This window comes from Brenneria populi (assembly GCF_036016195.1).
Lineage (GTDB): Bacteria > Pseudomonadota > Gammaproteobacteria > Enterobacterales > Enterobacteriaceae > Brenneria > Brenneria populi.
The window spans coordinates 808840-832018 of record NZ_JAYWTM010000001.1 but is presented as its reverse complement, the minus strand read 5'-3'; the positions used below and the strand labels follow the sequence as shown (position 1 = coordinate 832018).

Below are 23179 nucleotides of genomic sequence, written 5' to 3'. Positions count from 1 at the left end.
TATGTAAATGTTAATGCCTTGATTTTTTCAGTTAACCGATAGTGTGATATTTGTTCCAATTGTAATAATTACGCCTGGCGGAGAACTGGAAAATGTGGGGGAGTTGACTACGCTTAGGTTACAAGGCTAGTTCAGCTTGTAAAAATGCCAACTTTTAGCGCAAGGCTCTCTCCCAAGAGCCGTTTCCCTAGACCGGGTACAGGAATCGTATCCGGTCTTTTTTTAATTTATTGATTTATAAGAATTTTATTTTAATTGACCCGAGATTCTATATTCTAATGCCGTTCACTTAAGCCGGTTTTTAGGGGAAACACCGGGGGAGGTTCCCGCAGGGACGTCTCACCCCGGTGGTCGCCCCGCGTATCTCGATGCTTAAACGATCGGCGTTAAGATTCTATATTCGGTCTTTTTATAGATAGGTGTATTCTTTGCCCCTGGTATCCAGATACTTGTCTGTCATTTTGGCCGATTTATGCCCCCAATAACTTCTGGGCAAACTCCTTTCCTCGTTCCTTCTCATAGAGTCGACCAGCCAGACTTCGTATTCCATGAAAGGTTGGGGGATTATCATCAAACATGATCCCCGCGGACGTTCTCGCTTTGACAAACCCCTCAGTCAGACTGTCGGGTTCATGACGCCGTCAGGACTATTTTTTCTGACGCCGGCGCTAATCAAATAATCGCCCTTGCTGGCTATGGGCGTTAAAAAGCAGGAGGTAACCCGGCTTTTGACCTGCATCACTCAACGAAAATCGACACCATACAAAAGGTAATTACAGCTTTGGGTAAGCGACTGGAGCTGGTCGCGGCTTAGCGGTATGTTGTGTTTGTGTAGAACTATAAAACCCGCCATTTGAGCAGATTTTTTGTTTTTTTATTGCTTGCTTAAAAATGTTAAACGTGCGTTAATGACTCATCGGTTTGGTACACAGACCTAATAAAGCGGTTTAGTAAAGCAGTTCTCATCTCAAGCGTTATCCATAGATAATCCTTCTTTTTGAGCCTTCTTATCGTTATTAATTAAATCCTGTGGCGCGAACCTTCTTCGCCGAAAGGCTCTGTATATTAAGGTGATATCTATGTCTAACAAGATGACTGGTTCAGTAAAATGGTTTAATGAATCCAAAGGGTTCGGTTTCATTACGCCAGAAGATGGTAGCAAAGACGTATTCGTACATTTTTCTGCTATCCAAAATAACGGTTTCAAAACTCTGGCTGAAGGTCAGCGTGTCGAATTTACCATCGAAAGTGGTGCGAAAGGTCCTTCCGCTGGTAATGTGTCCGCGATTTAAAATCGCCAAATCCGCCATTAGCTCAGCACGGTTAGAGCGATGCTTTTGTTTTAGGAAGTAGGGCCGGGGTTCGAATCCTCGATGGCGGCCCAATTCATTAAGCCACTGCTAACGCGGTGGCTTTTTTGTGCATAAAAACCCCCAGCTAGGCTGCTAAGGAATCCCTAGAAAATAATTAAACGTTATTTAATGAATTATCATAAATAACAGTATGTTGTTTTTTCCTTCGCGTAAAAAAAATCGCGCTGAGGTGGGCGAGGCCGCCGCGAAAGCCAGCGCTTGCGCTGGCCCCTAGGGTGACCCCCAACGGGGTTCATCATTTCCCGCGAAAAGCCCGGGCTCGGGGGGCTGGAGTGTAGCTCCGTGTCGGGCGCATTCGGCGATAACCGCATAATTCGACAATGGTTAGTGCGCACGAAACCTTCGTCGCACTGACAGAATTCTTTCCCAAATTTATAGGGCTCCCTCAGATCTAGGCTGGGGGTTACCGAAAAATCAGTGTGAAGCGCAGGGACTGAGCTACATGACTGCTCGCCGATAATATATCAAGAAACCCATTACGCTAACTGCGCAAAAATCTACGCAAAAGGAGAAAAGCGCAGAGGCGGTGGCGGATAGCAAACTGAGTCCAAAGTGTGCCATCACCGCTCAGCTATGGAGAATCATGGCGCATCTATATTCTAGCGGCAATCCTAGCGCTGACTCCTCCGCCAATATGGATCTTAATCTAGCGGTTAGCTCGCTATTGTGCGTAAAACGAAAGCCGGCCTTTTTATAGAAGGGCGCATTCCACGGCACATTTCTGAATGTCGTTAATGTTATTTTCTTATTTTTTCTTTTGGCGTCATCGATAATAAAATCCAATAATCGTCTTCCCAGACCTTTGCCTTGTTCACCGTAAAGAACATCTAATTCATTGATATGTATTGTCTCTTCGCTTTCTATGTTTTCCGTGCATATAAAACCGGCGATTTTTGAATCATCCTCAATCACCCAGCAGCAGCCTTCATCGATCGATTTTTTATAAAATTCAACGCCGTGAGTTGGCATGTCGCTGGGCAGTCGGGATAAAAAATCATCAGGCAATGATGAAAATATATCACCCGCCTTCTTTTCTATTATCAGTAGTTGTTCTATTTCGCGGTGAGAGGCCGGCCTGATTCTATAGCTATTCATTTATATTAACCCCGGAGTGCGCGTGTTATTTCTGGAGAGGATACATGAATGCATCCAGAATATTTACGCCGTGAGGCGCTATTTATATCGGCTGCGTCGGTTAACCTCCCGCGTGATGCGCGGCTTGTTAACCGATACGTTGGTGAAAAACGGCGTTAATAGTAAATCGTCACGGATGCGTCCGGTAGAAGGCTGAGGCGCTTATTTTGCCGGCGATGGTCAAAAGTCATTTCCAGTGAATGCCGCGTATCAAAGTTCACTGCAACCGCGCCAGACTCAATAATACGCTGCGTTGCCGGTGAAAGCGCCGTCCCTTTGCTGACCGACAGCCGCACCGAGGTCAGTGTTGCTACGCCGCATGGGTGATTGAGGGGCTGCTGTTTTGCTGACGGTAGTCGGTCCGGACGGCAAACGAAATCCAGGAAGAACCATAACGGCTCGTTGGTTGAGGCGTCGCCAACGTTAATGCTATATCCGTCCGGTAAATAGGACGGTTTATACACCCAATGAGGGAAGGGCGCGTTTTCGTTCAATTCAGACGGGCGGAAACCGACGCCGAAAGGGGAGCGTCCGTGGTCAGCGCGGTTAAATCTTCTCCGGATATCCAGCTTATCCCGATCGGCCGGCGTCAATTCCAGGCTCTCTTCCAGATAGAGGAATTCCAGGTAGGCATTGTTAAAGAAAAAGCGGCGGTTGGCGGTGCCCTGTCCCGGATGGCTGTTTCCTGATCCTTCAGCAAAACCGGCATTAACCAGCGCGTCTGCAATATTTGCTCGGTTGGGGGAGCAGATAAGAATATGGTCAACTTCCATAACAACTCGTTTTATCGTTTGGTGAAAAGACAGCCTATAGCCGAATGCGGGTCACTTAAGCTGATTTTTAGGGAAAACACCGGGGGAGGTTCCCGTAGGGACGCCTCACCCCGGTGGTCGCCCCGTGTATCTCGATGCTTAAACGATCGGCATTAGCCCATAGCCTAAGGGAGAGGCTATTAGGTTTTATCCCCGCCTTCTGATTGTTATTCATTTGGTTACGGTGAATAGAGAGGCCGATTGAGTGTATCAATCAGCCGACTCTTTGTCAGGCGCCGGATGCAAACGGTCCGATTTTATGCGGCCGGTTCGTCCGGGGCTTTCCGCGAATTAATGGTTATTTGTCCGAAGTAAAATAATCGTTGGCGTCGGTGATTGGAATATAGGCTCTTACCCATTCGCTGCCTTCGACCATTTCCCAACTGTGTCCTTCGCCTTGGGTATCTTCTGCAAGCAGTACGGTACCCGGGGCGATGGTGAATGTCGAACCGTCGCTGACTTTAAACTTCAGCTTGCCTTTTAGCGTGACGACATACTGTTTTCTCGGCGCCGGATGCGTGTTTTTCTCCCACTCCTCGGTGGAGTTGCTGATCCAGAATTGTTTAGCCGGAATTTTTTCCAGCGCCGGAATACTCCCGGTTAAAAAGGCGGAATGGTTGTCGGATGTATTAATAAGCTTGATTGCCGGTATCCGCGCGTCGCTATTGTTCGCTGTTTTTGCGGATTCGCCATATCCGGCAAGGGGAAGGGATAAACTGGCAACCGTCAAAAGAAACAGTTTCGATTTTTTCATTAACTCATGACCTATATAAGATATTGATGCCGAACGACGCAATGCCGCACTCCCTGAAACACGTGGAACGCGTTTCATACAGCGTAACATTTTACCTCAACCGCTTTTCTGATAACCAGCGCGGGATAGCGCACGGTAATTTTTATAAGAATTTGAAAAATAAAAATTAATTTATTTTTTGATTTATTCCGGCGAACCTTTTTTGTTACCAGGTATGAGTATGTTTGTTACTGAATAGGCGTCGCGTTTTACGCATCATGGATTATGCGGCTAATTAATATGAACGCCGATAAATCGTTAGCGCAGCGTATTAAGTTTGCCGATAGCTACGGCGCCGATAATCACGGCGGCCAACAGACCAATAATCCACGGCCACTGCGCGCAGTTAAAGTAGAGATCGCTAATTTGGTCGCTGATGGTCAAACAGGTATAAATGGTTGCGAACTGAAACCATATGCGAATAAATATTGCCATATAAAATCCATTTAAAATAAAACGATTGTGAAATGATAGTTGAATCAGCAGGTGATATCTATTTAGATTAAATGGTTTTTATTTTACGGCAAGTCGATTTGGCAACCCATGAAGCAACACTCCCCGCCGGAGGCGCTATGAACGTTAGACGAGCATCGCCCGATGAAGCAGAAAAGCTATGGATTGTCAGGAACAGAGCGCTCAGACACGGTTGCAAGAATGTCTATGACGCAAAGATACTCGCGGCCTGGACGCCAGAACGCATGCCGGAAGGATATCGCCGGGCCGTAGCGGATAATCCGTTCTTCGTCGTTGACGATCCGAGCGGCCAATATCCTGCGGCCACGGGTTTTTTGGATCTCGCGATCGGATGCGTAGAGGCGATTTTCACCCTGCCCGAGTTCGCCGGCAGAGGGATGGCGACATCGATTCTGAATGCGATCAAAGAAGAAGCTAAACGGCGCGGTTTCAACACGCTGATGCTCGCCTCTACGCCGAATGCCTGTGGCTTCTATGAAAAAAACGGATTCACGCCGCTCGGAGAGAGTCTTTATCCTTCCAGGCTGGCGGGGGCGAATCTTCGCTGTATGGAAATGCGTTGGCAGGCGTAAGGCGCGTCAAAACGGCGTGAGCAGCGGAGCGGCGTAAGCGTTCGCCGGATGCAGGCAAAAAAAATCCCGCCGCAGGGCGGGAAAACGACTCTTGGCAGGGATGGGTAACACAACATTAAAGACACACACACAACATCAAAGGGTTGATAGAAAGATAGCACGCTAAGTGTATAGAACTGTATTGCGTGGGTAAGGTTACATTGTCGGATGTAAAGCGAAATTGAAGCGGAAACGGCTCCCGTACCCGTATCTCCGTCGGCGGCGGGAGTTGGCCGCTTGCCGCGGGATTCAATAAGGGAAAAGGTTTTAACCTCGAGAGCTTCGGCAGTAGGATAAACGCAGACAGATAACGTATTTATTCGTATAAGGTGAAGGGAAGGATGCAGATTTCAGAAAGTCGCTTAATTGCGATTGCCCAGTCGCTGTTGCAGAAAGCGGGCAGTGAGAAGACGGAAGCCGCCTGCGTGGCGGAACATTTGGTCGGTGCCAACCTGAAAGGGCACGATAGCCATGGCGTAGGGATGCTGCCGCACTACGTGAGTTTCATCGCCAGCGGCATTATGCAGCCGAACACGCCGGCCAGGATGATCCGCGACGGCGGCGCGGTATTGCAGTTTTCCGGCGATCGGGGTTTCGGCCAGCGTACCGGCAAAGAGGCGATGCAGGCGGCGATCGAGCGGGTAAAAACCACTGGAGTATGCCTGATGACCTTATCGTCGACCTGTCATTTAGGGCGTATCGGCACCTACGGCGAGATGGCCGCCGCCGCGGGCCTGGTGTCGATTCATTTCGTGAACGTCAACGACCTCGATCCTATCGTCGCGCCCTGGTGCGGCAGCGAAGCGCGCTTTGGCACCAACCCCATTTGCATCGCGTTTCCGAAGAGCGACAACAATGCCGCCTTTGTGCTCGACTTCGCCACCAGTATCGTGGCGCTGGGGAAAACCCGGGTAGCCTATCTGGCGGGCAAGAAGTTCGATGAAGAGGTGATGCTCGACGCCAACGGTGTGTCAACCAACGATCCGCGCGTGATGTGGGAAGGGGAAAAGCACGGCGCCCTGAAACCGATTGCCCGGCATAAAGGCGGAGGCCTGGTGCTGGCGGCGGAAATGCTGGCCGGGCTGTTGTCCGGCGGCGGCACGATTCAGCCGGAAAATCCGCGCCACGGGGCGATAGTGAATAATATGACCACCATTGTGATCGATCCCGCCAATATGGTGTCGATGGCGTGGCTGCAGAAAGAGTACGACGCGATGTTGGACTATGTGCGCTCTTCGCGCGCGCCGGATCCCGAACAGCCGATTTTGATTGCCGGCGAGCCGGAAATTAACACCAGGGCGCGGCGTCTGGCCGACGGCATCATGATTTCCGATCAAGAGTGGCAAAAGATTGTCGATGCGGGGTTATCGCTCGGCATGACGTCGGCGGATTTCGCCGCCGAATAACTATTTCACCCGCCCCTTCCCCCGGCGGCGCCGGCGGGAAGGCATAAACCCCTCGCCGGCTAAAAATCGGCATACTCGCGCGCGGGCAGCCAAAAGCCGTCGATAAACTCTTCGATGGGGTAGCATCCGGCGCGGCGTAATCGTTGTTCGGAAATCGCGTTAAGGCACTGATGTTCCGTGTTGTACGCGCCGATCACCAGTTCATCGCAGCCATTGCCGAGATAACAAACAAATATCACCAGTGCGAACATGACGTCCCCGCTTATCACCAACAAACCGTGTCGCTACGGACAATTGTAGATGAAAATAGCGGAGAATGAGGCGGCGCGCTTTATATCAGGCGACGTCGAGCCGCCGGATAAGCAGAGGCGGGGATTAGTCATTTTCCCGTTCGGCGCAGCAGGCGCCATCGCGCACCAGATCGCGCGGCAGACTGTTTTTTATCCGGCTGCCGATGCGTTTGGCCAGCCCCACCGGGCAGAGGCGATAGGTCAGCAACAGTTCGCCGGCGGCGGGAATTTGCTGTGGATAGCCGTCTTTACCCTGAAACCATTCGCAGGCCATCCGGTCGCTCAGCGCATAGGCATGTTCGGCATCCGCGTTAGCCAGCGCAATAATGGCTTCATGCTGCCAGCGGTAACCTTTGGCAAAACGCTCCGCCAGCTTGATGCCGATGCGCGAGAAGCGAATTTTGCCAAACGCGGATGCCAGTTCGCCAGGGAAAAGCCAGATCTCATTATCGCGCTGCCATAGCTGCAGCCGCTCGCCGTCCCATTCCAGGCCTTGCTGGTTCGCCGCCAGCGTTACCTGGGCGCGATCTTTGGCGCTTAGCGGGACGAACGGGAAATTGCCGATTTTATAGCCTGGCGCGGGAAGCGGCGGTACGCTGGCCGTTTTACGCAAACGCGCCACGAAAAAACCTTCGCTGTCATAAATCTGGGGAAAAACGTGTAAAAATCCTTCTTGCGTCGCGGACAGCTCGGCGCCCGGGAACAGATCGGTTAACGGTTCGAACTCGCAGGCCGTGGGGAAGGTTTGCCGCAGCCAATGGCACACCTGCTGATTTTCCTGCTCGTTAAGCGTGCAGGTGGAGTAGATCATGACGCCGCCGGGCTTCAAGGCATAAAAGGCGCTAAGGATCAGTTCGCGCTGGGTGGCGGCCAGGTCGACGATGCTTTCCGGCGACCAGTGGCTCATCGCCGCGGGATCTTTACGCACTACGCCTTCGCCGGAGCAGGGCGCATCGAGCAAAATCGCGTCGAAATACTCGGGCAACGCCGCGCCGAACACCCGTCCGTCGAAGTGGGTCAGCGCCGTATTGCCGACGCCGCAGCGGCTGATGTTGGCATGCAGCACTTTTATCCGGCTGGCGGCGTATTCATTGGCGATAATTCCCCCCCGGTTATTCATCCGAGCGGCGATTTGCGTGGTTTTGGAGCCGGGCGCCGCAGCCACGTCCAATACCCGCTCCGGCGCAGGGTCGTGCTGAAAAAGAGCGCTGACCGGCAGCATGGAGCTGGCTTCCTGGATGTAGAACAATCCGCACAGGTGTTCCAACGTATTGCCCAGCCGGACGATCTCATCATCCGCGTTCAATAGCCAAAAGCCGTCGCTACACCAGGGAATCGGCTCCAACTGCCATTGATAGGGCGCGATCAGCCGAAGAAACGCCTCGGTGCTGATTTTTAACGTATTGACGCGAATGCTGCGCCGCAACGGACGTCGACAGGCGGAGACGAACTCATCCATCGACAGGCGCGCCGGCATGATGGATTGAATGGCGGAGAGAAATTCTGGGGGCAAATGAGCGGTTGTCTGTTTGGCCACGGCGGGTTCCGTTACAGCTAAAATATAAACCGCGGAGTGTAGCATACCTGCCGGGTTTCGCGGAGCGCGCGGAGGGCGCAACGCGCCGCAACGCCGCGCGCCGCCGGTTGAGAGCACGATATGTACATCGTCATTGATTGAAAACGGCTGATTCTGCGCGCGGATGATTGAATCTTGTGGCATGCTGTAACGGTAATGGCCTGCCGCTCATCACGCGTTGGCCGTCGTAAGCGAGGTTTAAAATCGCGCCCGGCGATGTTGTATTGCAATTTCACGCGATCCCCTCGTCTTATCGCTGCGCCGGGTGGGGGCTTAATTCGATCCGAGAAGACAATTAGTTATTTATGAGTAAACAAGCGTTTTATCAGGAACTGGTCCGCGATTTATCAGCGCTGATTGCGGGAGAACGTCGTTTCATCACCATTTTGTCAAACAGCAGCGCATTGCTGTTTGAGCGTTTGGACGGGGTTAACTGGGCTGGTTTTTATCTGCTGGAGCAAGACGCGCTATTCCTGGGGCCGTTTCAGGGACGGGTCGCGTGCGTGCGTATTCCAGTGGGAAAAGGGGTATGCGGCCGGGCGGTCGCCGAGAATCAGGTGCAGCGCGTCGGCGATGTGCATGCGTTTCCCGGCCATATCGCCTGCGATGCCGCGAGCAACGCCGAAATCGTACTGCCGCTGATGGTCGGCGGACGGCTAATCGGCGTTTTGGATATTGATAGCACTGTTTATCAACGGTTTGACGCAGATGATGAAGAAGGGCTCAGGGCGGTGGCGGCGACGCTTTGCGCACAGCTTGAAGAGAGCGATGCGCTGACTTTTATCAATTTCTCACGTTGAGATAAGGATAACGTAGCAATTGCCGATGGCGTCATTATAATGACGCCTGTTCATGCCTGCGCCGGTTGGCAAACCCGTTGTAATCAGGAAATTTCATGGAAAATCAACCTAAGTTGAACAGCAGCAAAGAAGTTATTGCCCTTTTGGCAAAGCATTTCCCGCATTGTTTCACTACCGAAGGTGAAACTCGCCCGTTAAAGATCGGTATTTTTCAAGATCTTGTTGAGCGCGTATCCGAGTTGGATAACATCAGTAAAACGCAGCTGCGTTCCGCTCTGAGGCTTTATACCTCAAGCTGGCGTTATCTGTACGGTGTGAAACTTGGCGCCCAGCGTGTGGATTTGGATGGAAATCCCTGCGGCGAGCTGGAACAGCAGCATGTCGATCATGCACGTAAGCAACTGGAAGAAGCGAAGGCGCGGGTTCAGGCCCAGCGCGCGGCGCAACAGGCGAAGAAACGGGAAGCCGGAGAAATCGCCGAACCGGCGCGTACCCGCCCGGCCGATGGCAAGAACGCGCCGCGCCGCGAGCGTGACGGCGCCGCGCCGCGCAGAGCGCGCCAGCCTTCTTCCCGTCAGTCGCGGTCCTCTTCTCAGCAACCCGCCAAAGCTCAGCCCCGCCAGGAAAAACCTGCCGGTCGCGAGTCTCAACAGCGTGTCGCGGTTACGGATGTTTCCAAACTGCAAATCGGCCAGGAAATCAAAGTCAGAGCCGGTAAAGACGCCATGGATGCCACTGTGCTTGAAATTGCCAAAGGTGAGGTCAGGGTCCAGTTGGCTTCAGGGTTGGCTATGATTGTACGCGCAGAACATTTGCAGTTCTGATACGGAGGCCAGCCTGGGCATGAACAATTTAGCTAAAATGACCGCCATCGCAGGCCTACTGCTGGCGGGAGCAAGTTTTGCCAATGAGAATATCACGCGCGTTGAGCAAATTCCGCAGCTACGCCCGGAGTCTCAACACGCCACTGTCAGTGACAGGGTCACCTCGCGCTTTCTGCGCTCCCACTATCGCCAGTTCGCTCTGGACAACGCCTTTTCCGAGAAAATTTTCTCTCGCTATCTCAATATGTTGGACTACAGCCATAATGTGCTGCTGGCTTCCGATATCGCCCTGTTCGCCAATAAAAAAGCGCAGATGGGCGATGAGCTGAAATCCGGAAAACTGGATGTCGTTTATGTGCTGTATAATCTGACGCAGAAACGGCGCTTTGAGCGTTATCAGTATGCGCTGTCATTATTGGAAAAACCGGTGGATCTTACCGGCAACGACACTATCGACCTCGATCGCAGCAAGGCGCCCTGGCCGCAAAACGTCGATGAGCTGAACCGGCTATGGGACGCGAAGGTCAAATATGACTGGCTGAGTCTGAAGCTGACCGGTAAAGACGATAAGGACATCAAAGAAACGTTGACCAAGCGCTATCAGTTTGCGATTCGTCGCCTGGCGCAAAGCAACAGCGAAGATGTCTTCCAACTGATCATGAACGCCTTTGCGCGGGAGATCGATCCCCATACCAGCTACCTGTCGCCAAGAAATACCGAACAGTTCAACACCGAAATGAGCCTGTCGCTCGAAGGGATCGGCGCGGTATTGCAGATGGATGACGATTATACCGTGATCAACTCCATGGTGCCCGGCGGTCCGGCGGGAAAAAGTAAAAACATCACCGTGGGCGATCGCGTGGTGGGCGTCGGTCAGGGCGATAAACCGATAGTCGACGTCATCGGCTGGCGTCTTGACGACGTGGTCGCGCTGATTAAAGGTCCCAAGGGCAGCAAGGTGCGGCTGGAGATTCTGCCCGCCGGCAAAGGCACGAAAACCCGTATCGTGACGTTGACGCGCGAGCGCATCCGCCTTGAGGACCGCGCGGTTAAAATGTCGGTCAAGAACGTCGGTAAAGAAAAAGTGGGCGTGCTGGATATTCCCGGCTTCTACGTGGGCCTGACGGATGACGTCAAGGTTCAGCTCCAGAAGCTGGAAAAACAGCATGTCGGCAGTATCGTTATCGACCTGCGCAGCAACGGCGGCGGGGCGCTGACCGAAGCGGTCGGGCTGTCCGGTCTGTTTATTCCCAGCGGGCCGGTGGTGCAGATCCGCGATAACAACGGCAAGGTGCGCGAGGATAGCGATACCGACGGCACGGTTTACTATAAAGGGCCGCTGGTGGTGCTGGTGGACCGCTTCAGCGCTTCGGCATCTGAAATCTTCGCCGCCGCGATGCAGGATTATGGTCGCGCCCTGATTGTCGGCGAACCGACCTTCGGTAAAGGCACCGTACAGCAATATCGCTCCCTGAGCCGTATTTACGATCAGATGCTGCGCCCTGACTGGCCGGCGCTGGGCTCGGTTCAGTACACCATTCAGAAGTTCTACCGTATTGACGGCGGCAGCACGCAGATGAAAGGCGTGACGCCGGATATCATGATGCCCACCGGCACCGAAACCGTCGATACCGGGGAGAAATTCGAGGATAACGCGCTGCCGTGGGATAGTATCAAAGCCGCGGACTACGCCAAGAGCGGCGATCTGAAACCCGTCATCGGCGAGCTGAATGAGATCCATCAGCAGCGTATCGCCCGGGATCCCGAGTTCCAATATATCGCCGAGGATATCGCCCGTTATAACGCAATGAAAGATAAGCGTAATACGGTTTCACTCAATCTTGCCCAGCGCGAGAAAGAGAATAATGACGACGAAGCGATGCGTCTGAACCGGATTAACGATCGTCTGATCCGCGAAGGGAAAAAGCCGCTGAAGTCGCTGGAGGATTTGCCGAAGGATTACCAGGCTCCCGACCCCTACCTGGATGAAACGGTGAAGATCGCCCAGGATTTGGCGCAGGAAGAGAAAGAATAGTTTTTGCGCATAGCGCGACGCCGCCCTGAAATCCCCGCCCGCGCGGGGATGACGGAAGAGGCGTCGCGTTCCACCTTCATTTCCGTCCCGACGTCGTTCCAGACGTCACTCCCTGAATGCGTTCCCCCTGCGTCACCTGCTGAATTCGTCGACCCGCGCATTTTGCTCCGACGGACGGGTTTGTCAGCAAACTCAACCGTAAACGGTTATCGACTGATTCCCGCCTGCGAACGCGAGGGCGCATCTCGGCGGCTCTCTCCCCGCTATTTTCACTTTGCTTGATGTGAGTCAATGGCGCACTAAGAGTAAGGAATATGATTGATAATAGTTATTACTTATGTTCATTTTAAAACTTTAATAACTCATCGTTCATTTTTTATTAACCTACTGATTAATATCAACTTTATACTCAATGAATTTCGAATTGCAGGAAGGCGGCAACCGCGTGAAATCCCTGTCGCTTACTTAATTAAGCGACAGGGGTGGATGATAAATCTGCCGGGAGCGGATTTGAACGCCGCCTGCGGCGGCCCCGACGGGGCGATCTCCCTGGATGGAGCGAGTAACAAAGCCAACGCGCCTGCAGCTTGAAAGATGAAGGGTATACAAAAGTAAAGGAAGCTATGCATGGCGTTACTCCTGCAAACATTATTGGATATTCCTCTTAATATGAATGCGGTTGTCGCGCGTATTCGTCTGAACGGAGAGAGCCGGCAGCGCTTAATCGAACTGGGTATTCGCGTGGGCGGTAATGTACGTGTTATTCAACGAGAAGAGAATCAGCCGCTAATGCTTGCCGCCGGCGATGGCCGCATCGCCATTAACTGGGATTTGGGCAAACAGGTGTGGGTTTCCCCGCAACGATAAGGTCAACAAAACAATCATGCTAACAGTAAAAGGTGACTGATGATGTCTTTGGAAGAATTAACGGTCGCGAGCAGATGGCGCGTCATTGGCTTTCAAAAAGGTTCGGCGGATTACCGTAAGCGGTTATTGGCGTTAGGCGTTACGCCGGGAGTGGAGTTTTCCGTCTCCCGCATTGCGCCCCTGGGCGATCCGATCGAGCTGCGCCTACGCGGCGCCGCCATCAGCGTTCGTAAGGGCGAAGCGCAAATCCTTATTCTTGAAAAATGCTGAATCAATAAAATCAGGTAGGAAAATTTTATGGATGCACAACCCGTCATTTGCGTTGTCGGCAACCCTAACTGCGGCAAGACAACACTCTTCAACGTGCTTACCGGCGGTAAGCAGACCGTAGGCAACTGGCCGGGCGTGACGGTAGAGAAAAAGGTCGGACACTATCGTTATCAAAACCAGCAGACGACGCTGGTCGACCTGCCCGGCGTTTATTCACTTAACCCTTCGTCGGAGAGTTCCGAAGATGAGCGCGTCGCCAGGGATTATATTTTATCCGGCGCGGCGGATCTGGTGCTGAATATTGTCGACGCCTCCAATCTGGAGCGAAATCTCTATTTAACCGCGCAGCTATTGGATATGAATGTCCCGATGGTGGTCGCCGTCAATATGATGGATATCGCCGCCTCGCGTAAGCTGGATATTGACATCGCGGCGTTGCGGCAGAAGTTGGGATGCCCGGTCATCCCTATTACCGCCAGCCGGAAAAAAGGCATCGATAATTTACGGCAGGTGTGCGCGGAGGCGATGTCGCATCCCGCCGCCCCTAACGTCGCGATCCCTTATGACGAGCCGCTGCGACAGGCGGCGAAAGAGCTTGCCGCGCAGTTTTCCGCACACGGCGGCGTCAATAATCCTTATTGGCTGGCGCTGCAGCTGCTGGAGGGCGACAGCACGGTTCGGGGAGCCCTGCCCGGGCAACTGCTGGCGATAGCCGACGCCAAAGTCGCCGAGCTGATCGAACACTATGACGATGAGCTGGATATTTTCCTGGCGGATGCCCGCTATCAGTTTGTGTCGGCGATTGCGGCGTCGGTGATTACCCGCCGCGGCGAGATGTCGGCAACGCTGACGGATAAAATCGACCGCATCGTATTGCACCGCTTTCTGGGGATACCGATCTTCCTGGCGGTGATGTACCTGATGTTTATTTTTACTATTAACATCGGCAGCGCCTTTATCGATTTCTTCGATAAATTCTTCGGCGCGGTTTTCGTCGACGGCCTGGGCGAACTGCTGCTCGCCGTCAACACCCCGGAATGGCTGAAAACGCTGCTCGCCGACGGGATCGGCGGCGGCATTCAGACGGTATCGACGTTTATTCCGGTGATCGGCTGCCTCTATCTGTTCCTCTCTTACCTGGAAGACTCGGGCTATATGGCGCGGGCGGCGTTCGTTATGGACCGTTTTATGCGCAGCATCGGTCTGCCGGGCAAAGCGTTCGTTCCGCTTATCGTCGGCTTCGGCTGCAACGTGCCGGCGGTGATGGCGACCCGCACCATGGAAAGGCACAGCGACCGTATCGTCACCGTGATGATGGCGCCTTTTATGTCGTGCGGCGCGCGTCTGCCGGTGTATGTGCTGTTTGCCACGGCGCTGTTTACCAACGGCGGGCAGAATCTGGTGTTCGGTCTCTATCTGATCGGCATTATCGCCGCCGTCGCCACCGGCTTTATGCTGAAAAACACTGCGCTGCAGGGCGAAGCCTCCACCTTCGTGATGGAGATTCCGCCTTACCATTTGCCCGGTCTGCGCAGCGTGCTGATCCGTACTTGGGATCGGCTGAAAAACTTTATTTTCCGCGCCGGTAAGCTGATCGTTATCGTAGTGACGGTATTGGGCTTTCTGAACTCTATGGGCACCGACGGCACGTTCGGCAATCAGGATAGCGATAAATCGGTCCTGTCGTCCATCGGGCAAAAGATTGTTCCGGTCTTCGCGCCGATGGGGATAAAAACGGAGAACTGGCCGGCGGCCGTCGGCGTGTTCACCGGTATTTTCGCCAAAGAGGCGGTGGTGGGGACGCTGGACTCGCTCTACGGCACGATGGCGGATGCGCAAAATGACGCGGCCGAAGAGGCGGAGCCGCCTTTTAGCCTGCAGGACGCGGCCGTCGAGGCGCTGGCGACCATTCCTGAAAACTTCAGCAAGCTGGGTAACGCGTTTCTGGATCCGCTGGGCATCGACGTGGGCGATTTAAGCGATACGGCATCGGTGGCGGAGGAGAATGAGTTCTCCGTTTCGTCGCTGACCGTGATCGGCCAGATGTTCGACGGCCGCCTGGGCGCCTTTGCCTATCTGCTGATGGTGCTGCTCTATGTTCCCTGCGTGGCCGCGGTATCGGCCATCTGGCGCGAGGTAGGCACGGCGTGGACGTTATTCTGCGTGGCCTGGACCATTGAATTGGGCTACGGTTCGGCCGTGGTGGTTTATCAGATCGGACGCTTCGCCCAGCATCCGCTCTACTCAACGCTGGCGATTGCCGGCGTGGCGGCGGCGTTGCTGATAACCGTACTGTTTCTGCGCCGCAACGGCGATGCCAAACCGCATGTTACGCTGGGCAACCTAAACGGAACCCTGTAAATCGTTAAATCCGCAGGCGGGGAAGCCCGCCTGTTCGGAGGATGTATGACCTTAATTGAATTGCGCGACTATGTGCGCCAGAAAAAGAGAGTGTCGCTGCAGGATGTCAGCAGCGCGTTTCACAGCGATCCCGGCGTTATCGAAGGCATGTTGGATATCTGGGTTCAGAAAGGGAAGATCCGCTATCACCAGGCGGAAACGAGCGGCAAATGCGGAAGCTGCTGTTCGTGCGATAAGAGCCTGAACCAGTATTATGAATGGGCCGGGCAATAACATCACGATTGTTAACGCGCTCGGCGGGGGGCTTCCGCCGAGCGATTTGTTATTAGCGTCCGGCCTTTAACTGCTGAAAATAGGTTTCGTACAGCGTGCTGGCGCCGCCGACGTCGCTTTGCCATTCCCCTTTGTTAATCACCTCATCGTCCGGGTATAACGTCTTGTCGCCCGAAACCTCCGGCGGCAGCAGTTTCTTCGCCGCCAGGTTAGGCGTGGGGTAGCCGATGGTTTCCGCAACCTGCGCCGCGATCTCTGGGCGCAGCAGGAAGTCGATCATCTTGAGCGCGCCGTCGACGTTTTTGGCGTTGGCCGGAATCGCCAGACTATCCATCCAGAAGATCCCGCCCTCTTTCGGCCAAATTATCTCCAACGGCGTGCCGGCCTGGCGGGCCACATAGGCTGAACCATTCCACACCATGCCCAGATTGACCTCGCCTTCCATAAACGGATTCCCCGGATTATCCGAATTGAACGCCAGCACGTTGGGCATTAATTGCTGCAGCGCTTTGTAGGCCGCCTCGATTTGCTGCGGATCGGTGGTGTTGGCGGAATAACCGAGCTTGCGCAGGGCGATCTGGAAGACTTCGCGCGCGTCGTCGGTCAGCAGCAGGCTGCCTTTATATTTTTTATCCCATAAATCGGCCCAACTGGTGACGCTCGCCGGATCGATAACATCGCGGTTGACGCCGATGGCTGTCGCGCCCCAGATGTAAGGGATGGAGTAGTCGTTGTTGGGGTCGAACGACTTATGCAGCAGGTGCGGATCGAGGTTATGAAAATTGCTCAGCTTAGCGGTATCGATCTTCTGCAGCATGCCTTCCTTACTCATCTTGGCGATGAAGTAGGTTGACGGCACCACCAGATCGTAGGCGCCGTCCTGGTAGGTCTTCAGCTTGGCATACATGCTCTCGTTGGATTCATAGGTGGAATATATCACCTTGATCCCGGTCTCTTTGGTGAACTGTTCGAGCAAACCGGGGGGGACATACTCCGTCCAGTTATAGAAATAGAGCGTTTTCCCCTCATCGGCGTGGGCGGCGTTAATGCTGAAAGCCATGGCGCAGGCCGCCAGCAGATGTGACCATTTTTTCATGTTGTCTCTCTCCTTTCCCAAAGGGTAAATATCATTTTGCCGGGCGATCGCGCAGGATAAGTTGACTGCTGAGCACCAGAATCAGCGAAAGTATCAGCAGAATGGTCGCCAGCGCATTCACTTCGGGCGAGACGCCGACTTTAACCATCGAGTAAATCTTCAGCGGCAAAATTTCGTACGACGGCCCGGTGACGAACGAGGACACCACCACGTCATCCATCGACAGAGTAAAGCTCAGCAGCCAGCCGGCCGCCACCGCCGGCATCGCCAGCGGCAGGATGATTTTCCGCAGAATAATCGCTTCGCTGGCGCCCAGATCGCGCGCGGCTTCCAGCATACGCACGTCGAATCCTTTTAAGCGCGAATAAACGGTGACCACCACAAAGGGCAGGCAGAAGGTAATATGCGAGAAAAGCAGCGACCAGAACCCCAGCGATACGCCCAGCAGCATGAAAAGCACCAGCAGAGAGATGGCCATAACGATATCCGGCGACATCATCACCACAAACAGCATGCCGCCGACGAAGGGCTTGCCGCGAAAACGGTAGCGGTAAAGCGCCACCGCGGTCAGGGAGCCGATAAGCGTAGCGAAGGTGGCTGAAAAGACCGCCATGGTGAGCGAATGGCGGGCGGCCTGTATCAAGCTGTCGTTATTCATCAACAGCCGATACCAGTTCAGGGTAAAACCTTGCCAGTTGATGCCGAAGCGCGCCTGATTGAACGAATTCACGATCAAAATAATGATGGGAATATATAAATAGGCGTAGATGATGGACATAAAGCCACCGCGCAGCAGACGTCCTATCATTCTAGTTCCCCTTTTTTGTTCAGCATGCGGGCGGTGCGGTAGTAAACCAATAGCAGCAGGCCCATCAGCAGGGTCAGGCAAATACTGGTGGCGGCGCCGAACGGCCAGTCGCGAATATTCAGGAACTGACTTTTAATCACGTTGCCGATCAGCAGGTTTTTGGCGCCGCCCATCAGATCGGCGACGAAAAACAGCCCCATCGCCGGCAGCAGAACCAGCAGGCAGCCGGCGATAATGCCGGGCATGGTCAGCGGGATTACGATTTTTACAAACGTCTGCCATTTATTCGCCCCCAAATCACGGGCGGCCTCAAGATAGGCGTTATCCAGCTTTTCGATACTGGAATAGAGCGGCAGCACCATAAACGGCAGCAGGATATAGATCAGACCGAGAATCACCGCCTCCGAGGTGTACATAATGCGCAGCGGCGTTTCGATGACTCCGCTCCATAGCAGAAATTCGTTCAGGTATCCGCGGGTGCTCAGGAACAGTTTCAGCCCGTAAATGCGGATTAACGAGTTGGTCCAAAACGGGACAATCAGCAGAAACATCAGCAGCGGTCGGATTTTCTGCGGCAGCCGGGCCAGAATAAACGCGAAAGGGTAGCCGAGGATCAGGCAGCACAGCGTGGCTATCGCCGCCATGTTCAGCGAATGCAGTAGGACGGAGGCGTACATCGGATCGGCCAGCCGCGCGTAGTTGTCCAGCGTAAATACCAGGCTGATAAAGTGGGTGTCGTCGCGGGTTAAAAAGCTGGCGCCGATAATCATCAGATTCGGCATAAACACGAACAGAACCAGCCAGGCGACAATCACGGTGATGATGCTATTTTGAAAGCGTTTACGCGGCGTCTTCATCGTTCAGAACGACCTCCCAGCTCTCTACCCAGGTTACCGCGACTTTTTGATTCAGCGAGTGGTCGACGTCGGGATCGTCCTCGTTGAAAAACTCGCTGACCATGACCATTTTGCCGCTTTCCAGCTCAATGCTGGACTCCAGCGTCATCCCTTTATAATTGCGTTCGCGCACATAGCCGACGATCTCCGCGGTCTGCGCGCTGTCGTGGATCTCCTCCACGCGCAGATCTTCCGGCCGCAGCAGCACCTTGAGGCGCTGGCCGATATTGACCGAAAAGCCGACCGTTATCACGCACTCCCGGCCCTCAATGCGGGCGCGGACGCGCTGCGCGTCGACCTGGGCGATAACGGTCGCGTCGAAGATATTGATTTCGCCGATAAAGCTGGCCACAAACAGGTTACGCGGCTCTTCATAAATTTCGCGGGGGCTGCCGTCCTGCTCGATACGGCCATCGCGCATCACCACGATGCGGTCGGACATGGTGAGCGCCTCTTCCTGATCGTGGGTCACGAAGATAAAGGTGATGCCTAGAGTGCGCTGCAAGGCCTTCAGCTCGTTTTGCATCTGCTTGCGCAGTTTGTAATCCAGCGCCGAAAGCGGCTCGTCCAGCAGCAGGACCTTGGGTTTGTTCACCACCGCTCTGGCGATGGCCACGCGCTGCTGCTGTCCGCCCGACAGCTGCTGCGGGCGGCGCGGCGCCATCGCCTCCAGCTGCACCATTTTTAGCGCTTCCAGCACGCGCGGCCGCACTTCCGCTTCCGGCGTTTTTTGCATTCGCAGCCCAAACGCGACGTTGTCGAAAACGCTCAGATGGGGAAATAGCGCGTAGCTCTGAAAGACGGTATTGACGTAGCGCTGTTCGGCGGGCTGGTGGGTAATATCCAGGTTCTCCAGCATCACATTGCCGCTGTCTACGCTTTCCAGACCGGCGATCAGGCGCAGCACCGTGGTTTTTCCGCAGCCGGAAGGGCCGAGGATAGTCAGAAACTCGCCGTGATTAATGGTGAGGTTAAAGTGGGAAATGATCTCTTTGCCATCAAAACTTTTATGGACGTCGAGCAGTTCAACGACCGAGGTAGCGGGACGATTATCTTTCATTTAGGGTTATGGCTCTGTTTCCTAATATGGCGCATCCGCGCAGAGGGCTTTGCGGTATCTGCCAAGGGTTATCACCTTTCAGCCTACGAGCTTGGTTGAGGGTCGGCATTTTACGGTAAACCATACTGAACGCCAACTTGTGACGCCACACTTATCGCCGACTGTCGCAAATAGTTCACCTGCGCGACAATGCGTTAGGCGCATTATGCTGTTCAATGGTTATTTTATTGTGATGTTTTTGTAATGAACAGCGAGGGAATACGGGGAATAAGCGTCAGACATCCGGCATTCGGCCGGAACATGGTGAGAAGTCGGGTATTTCTCATCTGCGGGTTAACACAGTAAAAACTGACCTGACGCAATATTTGCCGTGGATGCCGTCCCCATAATGAAATCCTGGGCTCAAGAGGCACATTAGTGATGGATAAATTACTCGATCGATTTTTAAATTACGTTTCTTTTGATACGCAATCAAAAGCGGGCGTCCGGCAGGTGCCGAGTACCGACGGGCAGTTGAAACTTGCCCGGGCGCTGCAACAGGAACTGCTTGAGCTGGGATTTGAGCAGGTGACGTTAGGCAAACATGGCTGCGTTATGGCGACGCTCTCCTCCAACGTCGCCTGGCCGGTACCCACCATCGGCTTTATCTCTCATATGGATACCTCTCCCGACTATAGCGGGAAGAACGTCAATCCCCAGATTGTGGAAAACTATCGCGGCGGCGATATCGCGCTGGGCATCGGCGACGAAGTGCTCTCGCCGGTGATGTTTCCCGTGCTGCATCAGTTGCTGGGCCATACGCTGATTACCACCGATGGCAAAACGCTGCTCGGCGCGGATGATAAAGCCGGGATTGCGGAAATTATTACCGCGATGGCGCGCTTGAGAAAGCGGCAGATCCCGCACGGGGATATCCGGATTGCGTTTACGCCGGACGAAGAAATAGGCAAGGGCGCTCACTTCTTCGACGTCGCCGCGTTCGATGCGCAGTGGGCTTACACCGTTGACGGCGGCGGCGTCGGCGAGCTTGAGTTTGAAAATTTTAACGCCGCTTCCGTCACGGTGAAAATCGTCGGCAACAATGTTCACCCCGGCAGCGCCAAAGGGGTGATGGTCAACGCGCTGACGCTGGCGTCGCGCTATCATCATGAAGTCCCGGGCGAAGAAACGCCGGAAAACACCGACGGCTATCAGGGTTTTTATCATCTGCACAGCATGAAGGGCGTGGTTGAACGTGCGGAGCTGCACTATATCGTGCGTGATTTCGACCGCGACGGGTTTGAAAAACGCAAGAAGAAGATGCTGGATATCGCCGAGAAGGTAGGAAAAGGGCTGCACCCCGACTGCTATATCGAGGTGACGATAACCGACAGCTATTACAATATGCGCGAGCAGGTAGAGCAACATCCGCATATCATCGCACTGGCGCAGCAGGCGATGCGCGACTGCGATATCGAGCCGGTGTTAAAGCCGATCCGCGGCGGTACCGACGGCGCCCACCTGTCGTTCCAGGGGCTGCCTTGTCCCAACTTGTTTACCGGCGGCTACAACTATCACGGTAAGCATGAATTCGTGACGCTGGAGGGTATGGAGCAATCCGTCGCGGTGATTATGCGTATCGCCGAACTCACCGCGCTGCGCGCCAAGGCCCAGTAGCCGGGCAGGGAAGAGGGCGGGAGTTCCCGCCAGGGCGATGGCGTGCGGTCAATTTCTCCACTCGCCGCTCCCGCGCGGGAATCCGCTTTTAAAGCTCGCATTATCCATCAAGAAGATCCCGGCGTGCGCCTGTCTCTTGGTCACATTTTTATGCCGACGCAGAGAGGGTTTCGTGCGCCGCAATGCCGCCGTTTTCATGCGGCCTTGCAGCGCGCGCCCGACACGGGGCGGCTCAGCGCCGCACGCCCCGTGCCCCCTGGCTTACGGCTAAATTATGTCGCTGCGCGATACCTTCGTCGGTATCAAGCTCAACGGACCGCTTACGACACGTTCCTACGTGGCGCAAGCCGTTGCCGCATCCATGCGGCTCATCCGAAGCCGGCTATCTCCTCAGCATAATTTTTTACGCCGGGTAACGGCAACCCCCATCAGAATCCCTGTACTTGTGCATAAGAGACAGGCGCTCGCGAGGATAACGCTCACAAGGCTAACGCCGATCGTTTAAGCATCGAGATACACGGGGCGACCACCGGGGTGAGGCGTCCCTACAGGAACCTCCCCCGGTGTTTCCCCTAAAAACCGGCTTAAGTGAACGCTGTTACTCACAAGGCGGCTTTGCCCGAGCTCTGAACGTCTTCTAGTCGGCGAAATACCAATAGCCGCTGTTAATCAGCGCTGTGAGTCTGGCGAGGAAAGAGGCATCCTCCAGCGCCTGCGCCAACATGGGCGCGTCGATTTCGTGCCGCTCGGCCAGCGCCAGTAGCGCCTGCGGGTGCTGGCTGTCGATCTTTTCACCGTTGACGTAACAGTTGCCGCCGACGCACAGCACTCGCAGCCCGCCCAGGCGCCGCAGCCGTTCCCCCTGTTGCAGCAGATCACGGACCTCCTGCGCCTGATACGGCGGCTCCGGCGGCGCCAGATCGAGTTCATGGCGCGACTGGGAAATAAATTCGCCGAACCAGTTGTGGAAATGTTCGGGCTGCTGAACCAGATCCAGCATCATTTGCTGTAAGCGATCCAGCTCCTGCGGCAGCACTTCGGCGGGGTTGGCGCGGGCGGGAATATCGGGATCGCCGTAACGATGGCTGCCGAGTTCGCGGGCCAGCACATAATCGGCGAAACCGCTGACCAGCTCGCGGGCGTTCGGCGCGCGAAAACCGACCGAGTAGTTCAGCGAGTCCTCCAGCGAGTAGCCGTCATGCGGGAAACCCGGCGGGATATAGAGAATGTCGCCCGGCTCCATCTCTTCATCAATGATGGCGTCGAAAGGGTCGACCTGCAGCAGGTCGGGATGGGGGCAGTGCTGCTTCATCGGCACTTTGGCGCCGACGCGCCAGCGGCGGCGTCCGGTTCCCTGAATGATGAACACGTCGTATTGGTCCAGATGCGGACCGACGCCGCCGCCGGGAACCGAGAAGGAGATCATCAAGTCGTCAAGCCGCCAGTCGGGCAGCCGCCGGAAGGGCCGCATCAGCGCGCTGGAGGGCTCATGCCAGTGATCGACCGCCTGAACCAATAGCGACCAGTTGTTTTCGCCCAGGTGGTCGAAACTTTCAAACGGGCCGTGGCTGACCTGCCAGCGGCCGTCCTGATGGCTAATCAGCCGGCTGTCGACTTCATTTTCCAGCGCCAGACCGGCGAGCTCGTCTGGCGAGATAGGATCGATAAAGTGCGTAAAACCGTGTTTGATAATGACCGGATGCTTTTGCCAGTGGCGCGCCAAAAATTCCGGCCAGTCGAGATTGAGTTGATAGTCCATACCAT

At 54.5% G+C, this 23179-nt stretch carries 23 protein-coding genes, 1 tRNA gene and 1 pseudogene; 13 read left to right on the top strand and 12 right to left on the bottom strand.

Annotated features, from left to right (window positions below):
• Positions 1 to 409 precede the first annotated feature (409 nt).
• Positions 410 to 697, bottom strand: a pseudogene (locus tag VSX58_RS03765) (tyrosine-type recombinase/integrase); the annotation flags it as partial.
• 382 nt (positions 698 to 1079) lie between these two features.
• On the opposite strand from VSX58_RS03765, the gene cspE reads away from it, so the two are divergent.
• Together cspE and VSX58_RS03755 are read left to right on the top strand one after the other, a co-directional pair.
• Positions 1080 to 1292 carry a transcription antiterminator/RNA stability regulator CspE gene (gene cspE / locus VSX58_RS03760; protein ID WP_327614873.1) on the top strand — a complete coding sequence of 71 codons (213 nt, stop codon included), beginning with the start codon at positions 1080 to 1082 and terminating at the stop codon, positions 1290 to 1292.
• 11 nt (positions 1293 to 1303) lie between these two features.
• Positions 1304 to 1384: transfer RNA gene (locus tag VSX58_RS03755), tRNA-OTHER, on the top strand.
• Positions 1385 to 1940: 556 nt separating this feature from the next.
• Here the strand turns inward: VSX58_RS03755 and VSX58_RS03750 are convergent.
• From VSX58_RS03750 to VSX58_RS03735, 4 genes are all read right to left on the bottom strand, one after another.
• Positions 1941 to 2468 carry a GNAT family N-acetyltransferase gene (locus VSX58_RS03750; RefSeq protein WP_327616874.1) on the bottom strand — a complete coding sequence of 176 codons (528 nt, stop codon included), beginning with the start codon at positions 2466 to 2468 and terminating at the stop codon, positions 1941 to 1943.
• 155 nt (positions 2469 to 2623) lie between these two features.
• Positions 2624 to 3280 carry a VOC family protein gene (locus VSX58_RS03745; protein ID WP_327616873.1) on the bottom strand — a complete coding sequence of 219 codons (657 nt, stop codon included), beginning with the start codon at positions 3278 to 3280 and terminating at the stop codon, positions 2624 to 2626.
• A 337-nt stretch (positions 3281 to 3617) separates the two neighbouring features.
• Positions 3618 to 4073, bottom strand: coding sequence for a cupin domain-containing protein (locus tag VSX58_RS03740; RefSeq protein WP_327617061.1), 456 nt, complete (start codon positions 4071 to 4073; stop codon positions 3618 to 3620).
• 297 nt (positions 4074 to 4370) lie between these two features.
• Entirely contained in the window at positions 4371 to 4547 is a 177-nt protein-coding gene (locus VSX58_RS03735; protein ID WP_327616872.1) for a hypothetical protein, read from the bottom strand.
• Positions 4548 to 4684: 137 nt separating this feature from the next.
• On the opposite strand from VSX58_RS03735, the gene VSX58_RS03730 reads away from it, so the two are divergent.
• Positions 4685 to 5158 carry a GNAT family N-acetyltransferase gene (locus tag VSX58_RS03730; protein ID WP_327616871.1) on the top strand — a complete coding sequence of 158 codons (474 nt, stop codon included), beginning with the start codon at positions 4685 to 4687 and terminating at the stop codon, positions 5156 to 5158.
• A 380-nt stretch (positions 5159 to 5538) separates the two neighbouring features.
• Positions 5539 to 6603 (top strand): malate/lactate/ureidoglycolate dehydrogenase, encoded by a 1065-nt coding sequence (locus VSX58_RS03725; RefSeq protein ID WP_327616870.1) that lies wholly within the window; start codon positions 5539 to 5541, stop codon positions 6601 to 6603.
• A 59-nt stretch (positions 6604 to 6662) separates the two neighbouring features.
• Here the strand turns inward: VSX58_RS03725 and VSX58_RS03720 are convergent, their stop codons facing one another.
• A complete protein-coding gene (locus VSX58_RS03720; RefSeq protein ID WP_327614867.1) occupies positions 6663 to 6854 on the bottom strand; it encodes a YdfD/YebW family protein in 192 nt (63 codons plus the stop codon).
• Positions 6855 to 6978: 124 nt separating this feature from the next.
• Positions 6979 to 8430, bottom strand: coding sequence for a 16S rRNA (cytosine(1407)-C(5))-methyltransferase RsmF (rsmF, locus tag VSX58_RS03715; RefSeq protein ID WP_327616869.1), 1452 nt, complete (start codon positions 8428 to 8430; stop codon positions 6979 to 6981).
• Between the two features lie 344 nt (positions 8431 to 8774).
• On the opposite strand from rsmF, the gene VSX58_RS03710 reads away from it, so the two are divergent.
• The 8 genes from VSX58_RS03710 (at position 8775) to VSX58_RS03675 (ending at position 15899) form a co-directional block, all read left to right on the top strand.
• Positions 8775 to 9269 (top strand): GAF domain-containing protein, encoded by a 495-nt coding sequence (locus VSX58_RS03710; RefSeq protein WP_327616868.1) that lies wholly within the window; start codon positions 8775 to 8777, stop codon positions 9267 to 9269.
• A 95-nt stretch (positions 9270 to 9364) separates the two neighbouring features.
• A complete protein-coding gene (gene proQ / locus VSX58_RS03705) occupies positions 9365 to 10093 on the top strand; it encodes an RNA chaperone ProQ (protein ID WP_327616867.1) in 729 nt (242 codons plus the stop codon).
• A gap of 19 nt (positions 10094 to 10112) precedes the next feature.
• Complete coding sequence (gene prc, locus VSX58_RS03700) at positions 10113 to 12128, top strand: carboxy terminal-processing peptidase (RefSeq protein WP_327616866.1); 2016 nt, start codon at positions 10113 to 10115, stop codon at positions 12126 to 12128.
• A gap of 318 nt (positions 12129 to 12446) precedes the next feature.
• On the top strand, positions 12447 to 12719 hold the full coding sequence (locus tag VSX58_RS03695; protein ID WP_327616865.1) for a hypothetical protein: 273 nt from the start codon (positions 12447 to 12449) through the stop codon (positions 12717 to 12719).
• Positions 12720 to 12755: 36 nt separating this feature from the next.
• The gene (locus VSX58_RS03690) at positions 12756 to 12995 is read left to right on the top strand and encodes a FeoA family protein (RefSeq protein WP_327616863.1); all 240 of its coding nucleotides are present in this window, start codon (positions 12756 to 12758) and stop codon (positions 12993 to 12995) included.
• 39 nt (positions 12996 to 13034) lie between these two features.
• Positions 13035 to 13265, top strand: a complete 231-nt coding sequence (locus VSX58_RS03685; protein WP_327615931.1) for a FeoA family protein — start codon at positions 13035 to 13037, stop codon at positions 13263 to 13265.
• Positions 13266 to 13292: 27 nt separating this feature from the next.
• The gene (gene feoB / locus VSX58_RS03680) at positions 13293 to 15626 is read left to right on the top strand and encodes a Fe(2+) transporter permease subunit FeoB (RefSeq protein WP_327616862.1); all 2334 of its coding nucleotides are present in this window, start codon (positions 13293 to 13295) and stop codon (positions 15624 to 15626) included.
• 45 nt (positions 15627 to 15671) lie between these two features.
• The gene (locus VSX58_RS03675) at positions 15672 to 15899 is read left to right on the top strand and encodes a FeoC-like transcriptional regulator (protein WP_327615933.1); all 228 of its coding nucleotides are present in this window, start codon (positions 15672 to 15674) and stop codon (positions 15897 to 15899) included.
• 52 nt (positions 15900 to 15951) lie between these two features.
• Here VSX58_RS03675 and potD read toward each other — a convergent pair whose 3' ends face one another.
• The 4 genes from potD to potA are packed head-to-tail and all read right to left on the bottom strand — an operon-like array spanning position 15952 to position 19759.
• On the bottom strand, positions 15952 to 16995 hold the full coding sequence (gene potD / locus VSX58_RS03670) for a spermidine/putrescine ABC transporter substrate-binding protein PotD (RefSeq protein WP_327616861.1): 1044 nt from the start codon (positions 16993 to 16995) through the stop codon (positions 15952 to 15954).
• Between the two features lie 31 nt (positions 16996 to 17026).
• Positions 17027 to 17803, bottom strand: a complete 777-nt coding sequence (gene potC / locus VSX58_RS03665) for a spermidine/putrescine ABC transporter permease PotC (RefSeq protein WP_327616860.1) — start codon at positions 17801 to 17803, stop codon at positions 17027 to 17029.
• A complete protein-coding gene (gene potB / locus VSX58_RS03660; protein ID WP_327616859.1) occupies positions 17800 to 18660 on the bottom strand; it encodes a spermidine/putrescine ABC transporter permease PotB in 861 nt (286 codons plus the stop codon). Before potB ends, potC begins: the two co-directional genes overlap by 4 nt.
• Positions 18644 to 19759 carry a spermidine/putrescine ABC transporter ATP-binding protein PotA gene (potA, locus tag VSX58_RS03655; protein ID WP_327616858.1) on the bottom strand — a complete coding sequence of 372 codons (1116 nt, stop codon included), beginning with the start codon at positions 19757 to 19759 and terminating at the stop codon, positions 18644 to 18646. Before potA ends, potB begins: the two co-directional genes overlap by 17 nt.
• A gap of 420 nt (positions 19760 to 20179) precedes the next feature.
• Here potA and pepT point away from each other — a divergent pair, with 420 nt between their 5' ends.
• The gene (pepT, locus tag VSX58_RS03650) at positions 20180 to 21415 is read left to right on the top strand and encodes a peptidase T (protein ID WP_327616857.1); all 1236 of its coding nucleotides are present in this window, start codon (positions 20180 to 20182) and stop codon (positions 21413 to 21415) included.
• A gap of 637 nt (positions 21416 to 22052) precedes the next feature.
• Here the strand turns inward: pepT and VSX58_RS03645 are convergent.
• Positions 22053 to 23174, bottom strand: coding sequence for a ribosomal protein uL16 3-hydroxylase (locus tag VSX58_RS03645; RefSeq protein WP_327616856.1), 1122 nt, complete (start codon positions 23172 to 23174; stop codon positions 22053 to 22055).
• Positions 23175 to 23179 lie beyond the last annotated feature (5 nt).